This window comes from Dolichospermum sp. LEGE 00240 (assembly GCF_015207875.1).
Taxonomy (GTDB): Bacteria; Cyanobacteriota; Cyanobacteriia; order Cyanobacteriales; family Nostocaceae; genus Dolichospermum; species Dolichospermum gracile.
The window spans coordinates 1-4,096 of record NZ_JADEVZ010000144.1; the positions used below are offsets into that span (position 1 = coordinate 1).

At 43.0% G+C, this 4,096-nt stretch carries 4 protein-coding genes and 1 pseudogene; 1 reads left to right on the plus strand and 4 read right to left on the minus strand.

The window, feature by feature from the left end; all coding sequences use genetic code 11:
* The first annotated feature begins 261 nt into the window (after positions 1 to 261).
* Entirely contained in the window at positions 262 to 1,086 is an 825-nt protein-coding gene (locus tag IQ226_RS24425) for an alpha/beta fold hydrolase (RefSeq protein WP_193899700.1), read from the plus strand.
* A 66-nt stretch (positions 1,087 to 1,152) separates the two neighbouring features.
* On the opposite strand, the gene IQ226_RS24430 is transcribed toward IQ226_RS24425, so the two are convergent.
* From IQ226_RS24430 to IQ226_RS25475, 4 genes and pseudogenes are all read right to left on the minus strand, one after another.
* Positions 1,153 to 1,455: a DUF1816 domain-containing protein gene (locus IQ226_RS24430; protein WP_193899702.1), complete on the minus strand. Its 303-nt coding sequence runs from the start codon at positions 1,453 to 1,455 to the stop codon at positions 1,153 to 1,155.
* Between the two features lie 112 nt (positions 1,456 to 1,567).
* A pseudogene (gene rlmB, locus IQ226_RS24435) lies at positions 1,568 to 2,353 on the minus strand (23S rRNA (guanosine(2251)-2'-O)-methyltransferase RlmB); the annotation flags it as partial.
* Positions 2,354 to 3,180: 827 nt separating this feature from the next.
* On the minus strand, positions 3,181 to 3,660 hold the full coding sequence (locus IQ226_RS24440; protein WP_193899704.1) for a ribonuclease III domain-containing protein: 480 nt from the start codon (positions 3,658 to 3,660) through the stop codon (positions 3,181 to 3,183).
* A 67-nt stretch (positions 3,661 to 3,727) separates the two neighbouring features.
* A partial coding sequence (locus IQ226_RS25475; RefSeq protein WP_228039661.1) for a hypothetical protein occupies positions 3,728 to 4,096 on the minus strand: 369 nt, incomplete at its 5' end.

The window sequence follows — 4,096 nt, forward strand, 5'->3', positions numbered from 1 at the left end:
GCAATTACTATGGCGGTTAATGCTATTACTGATGAAAATGCTCTCAATTGGTTTAATCATTGTGGATTGTTTTTTGACCCTATTTAGATAGCTATTTTTGTACTGGACTTGATCGCAAACTGCTGTAAGATAATTTGTGGAAAACTGCCCCAAATATGAGTCTCAAACCCTGATGATCTCGTTGAAAAAATCATAACTCTGTTCCCGTAGCGTCTCCGAAGGAGAAACTCCTAACACCGAACTCAGGTTACATCAGGATTTATGGCTGTACCACTTAACTTCTACATCCAAGGTCAAGGATTTCCCATCCTGGGTTTACATGGTCATCCTGGTTCGGGACGTAGCCTCTCCGTCTTCACCAATCATTTATCACAACGCTACCAAACCATTGCCCCAGATTTACGTGGATACGGCAAAAGTCGGTTTCAGGGCAAATTTGCAATGCAAGACCATTTAGATGACCTGGAAGCCCTATTAGACCAGTTAAAAATAGAAAAATGCTTAGTATTGGGATGGTCTCTAGGAGGCATTTTAGCTATGGAACTGGCCATGCGCCTACCCCAACGCATCACAGGCTTAATTTTAGTCGCTACAGCCGCCAGACCTTGGGGCAATCATCCCCGAATTTCTTGGCAAGACAACATTTATACAGGAATTGCAGGTATATTAAACTATATAAAACCCAGTTGGCAATGGAATATTAATACTTTCGGCAAGCGATCGCTCTTTCGCTACTTGATTCAACAACACACATCCACAGCTTACAATTACATAGCCAGGGATGCCCTACCAGCCTACTTACAAACCTCATCAGCCGCTACAAATGCCCTCTACAGTGCCATTAGAGTAGGTTATAATCGCACCCCAGACCTTTGGCAAATTCAATGTCCCAGCCTAGTGCTTGCTGGTGAACAAGATCGCCACATCACCGCTGATGCCAGTTTAGAGACAGCCCGACACCTCAACAACTCTCAATGGCAATGTTACCCCAACACAGCCCATCTCTTTCCTTGGGAAATACCCCAACAGTTATTAGGAGACATTGACAATTGGTTAGCAACCAACCCCCAAATCATGAAAGTTTAAATCAGGCATAACTCGTTCCCAGGATTAGCCCAGGAACGATAACAGCCTCTGGAATTGGTAATTAGACTAATTTTGACCGCTAAAGACAGGCTTTACTTTACGGTCAATCCATTCCCCCAAATCTTCAGCAATTGTTAAAACAGCAGGCTTACAGCGTTTGATATTCACCATAATTCCCTGCGCCCCTTCAATTTCCAAATCTTCTACATAGCCATTACTGGCTTTAGTAGCTGCCGCAGAACTAAAAAATGGACCAAAGTAGTATGTACAACGGGGATTTTGTGTAACAACTTCTACCCACCAAGCAAGACCGAGTCCATTGAATGTGCTAATTAACCTCTCTTGGAAGTTATGCCAAATCGTTGTCATAGTTTTCGCCGATTTATAAACGTGATAACTGGGCGTGTGCAAATAGATTAAATTTATTGTCTTTTACATTTGCTGATTTCGCAGACAAATATCCACAAGATCAGCTTTTGTACTATTGTTTTTTCAAAGCAATTGTCTGTAGTTTATCAAGATACAGTGTATTCTGCGATTTTTGACGATAAATTTCGTAAAGTGCCATACCAGTCGCCACCGACGCATTGAGGCTAGGAGTCTTACCTTGTAAGGGAATAGACACTAAAACATCACAAGAACGTTGTGTCAACATCCCCAGACCTTCGCCTTCACCACCCACAACTAAAACCACAGGCCCACTAAACTTAACACTTTGTAATGGTTCGCTACCTGTAACCGCAGTTCCATAAATCCAAAAGCCCTCTTCTTTCAACTGTTCTAAAGCGCGACCCAGGTTGACAACCCTAGATACAGGAAAGGTTTCTAATGCACCTGCCGCCACTTTCACTACAGTAGAAGTAATTCCCGCTGCTCTTCTTTGGGGAATCACCAAACCGTGAGCGCCAATAGCCTCCGCCGTGCGAATAATCGCCCCTAAGTTATGGGGATCAGTAATACCATCAGCAACTACAATTACAGGGTCAGTAATAGATTTGGACTTAGCAATCAGGTCTTCTAATTCAATATAGGCATAAGGAGCAATTTGAGCCGCTATCCCTTGGTGGTTAGCGCGACCAGTAATTTGGTCTAACCGCATTGGTTCAACTTCATCAATTACTGCGCCATTATCCTTGGCTTGCAAAATCAAATGATGAAATCTGGGATCATAACGAAGACGGGTAGTAATCCAAAGACGGTTAATACTGCGTTCATTTTCCAACGCCGTCAAAACTGGATGACGACCGTAGATTATATCAGTCTCTTCTGTGGATGCAATTTCTGGAAGTTGGTGGAAAGATTGAGAAGAAGGACGATATCTACCAGTAAAGGATTTACCTTCATTTGCTAAGGTAATTTCTGAGGATGGTTCAGAACCATAGCGAGATGTCCGAGGTTTTACAGAATAGGATTTACCTTCTCTGTCTCCTCTACCTTCTGAGGATGGTTCAGAACCATAGCGAGATGTCCGGGGTTTTACAGAATAGGATTTACCTTCTCTGTCTCCTCTACCTTCTGGAGATGGTTCAGAACCATAGCGAGATGTCCGGGGTTTTACAGAATAGGATTTACCTTCTCTGTCTCCTCTACCTTCTGAGGATGGTTCAGAACCATAGCGAGATGTCCGGGGTTTTACAGAATAGGATTTACCTTCTCTGTCTCCTCTACCTTCTGAGGATGGTTCAGAACCATAGCGAGAGCGAGGTTTTGCAGAATAGGATTTACCTTCTCTGTCTACCCTAACTTCTGGGGATGGTTCAGAACCATAGCGAGAGCGAGGTTTTGCAGAATAGGATTTACCTTCTCTGTCTACCCTAACTTCTGGGGATGGTTCAGAACCGTAGCGAGATGTCCGGTGTTTAACGGGAATGGGTTTACCATCACTTTTGCCTTGATTACGGCTAGGTTGAGGCACAACGCGCTTACCCTTGATTTTTACTGGCTGACCACGTTTTGGTTGTCCGCCGGCATGATTTTTCTTTGGTTGACTTGTCATAACAGTATTGAGGTTTGATTTAAATGAGTGAACAGCCCGATGACATCAATTTAATGAACCATTACAAATCTGTAACAATCGCCAGATGTAGCTTCTCACTATTTCTCTAGGGGAAGTTTTTGTAATAGCTCGGTTAAACGGGGGTAATCAGTAAGATATAGATAGCCAACTAAGGTTTCTAAACTAGTTGCCTGTTGATAAATTTCGGGATTTAGTCGCTTATGACGACTCGTAGCAGAGTTACGACCTCTGCGAACAATTTCTAATTCGTTACTCCTCAAGTAAGGAGTTAACATTCGCAAATGTAGCGCTTGTGTTTCTGCTCTTACCTGATCCACTACGGAACGATGGTAATTTTCCAATCGTTGTTGTGGCCACAGATAAACCATTCTAACATACAATTCGTAAATTGCATCCCCCAAGTAGGCTAATGCTGAAGGAGATATCTGTTTTATTTGGGCTGGGGATATTTGCTGGGGTAGTTGCGTGGCATTTACCAACCACGGGTAAATCTCTGATGAATGCTGTGTAGCGGTTTCATCTTCTTCGTGTTCGCCTGTTTCCTCCTTGGACTTCACAGATTAATCATTCCTTAAAAAAGCACTACATCGGGAGACAATTTTTGCCGTCATTATCTCAAGCAACTTAAATTATATTTACAACAGGAGTCACCGAGTCAGGAGTCAGAATTAAAACTGGTTTGCTGTCCGGCTTTGAATTTAGATCCCATACATCATTAATCTTCAATCTGCTGTAACTCTCAACATAATACATTAAATAGGGGTTCTTCTTTCCCATGGCGGTATGTAAGCAGGTTGGCGTTAAAAATTGTCGTTGGGGCAAGGGAACAGGGAACAGGGAACAGGGAACAGGGAACAGGGAACAGGGAACAGGGAACAGGGAACAGGGAACAGGAAGAGAGTTTTGGACGATTTTACTTTTCTTCACATACCTTGAAATTTTTCGCTTCACCTGACTTGAAAATAAGACCCCACCCCTAACCCCGTCTCTTAT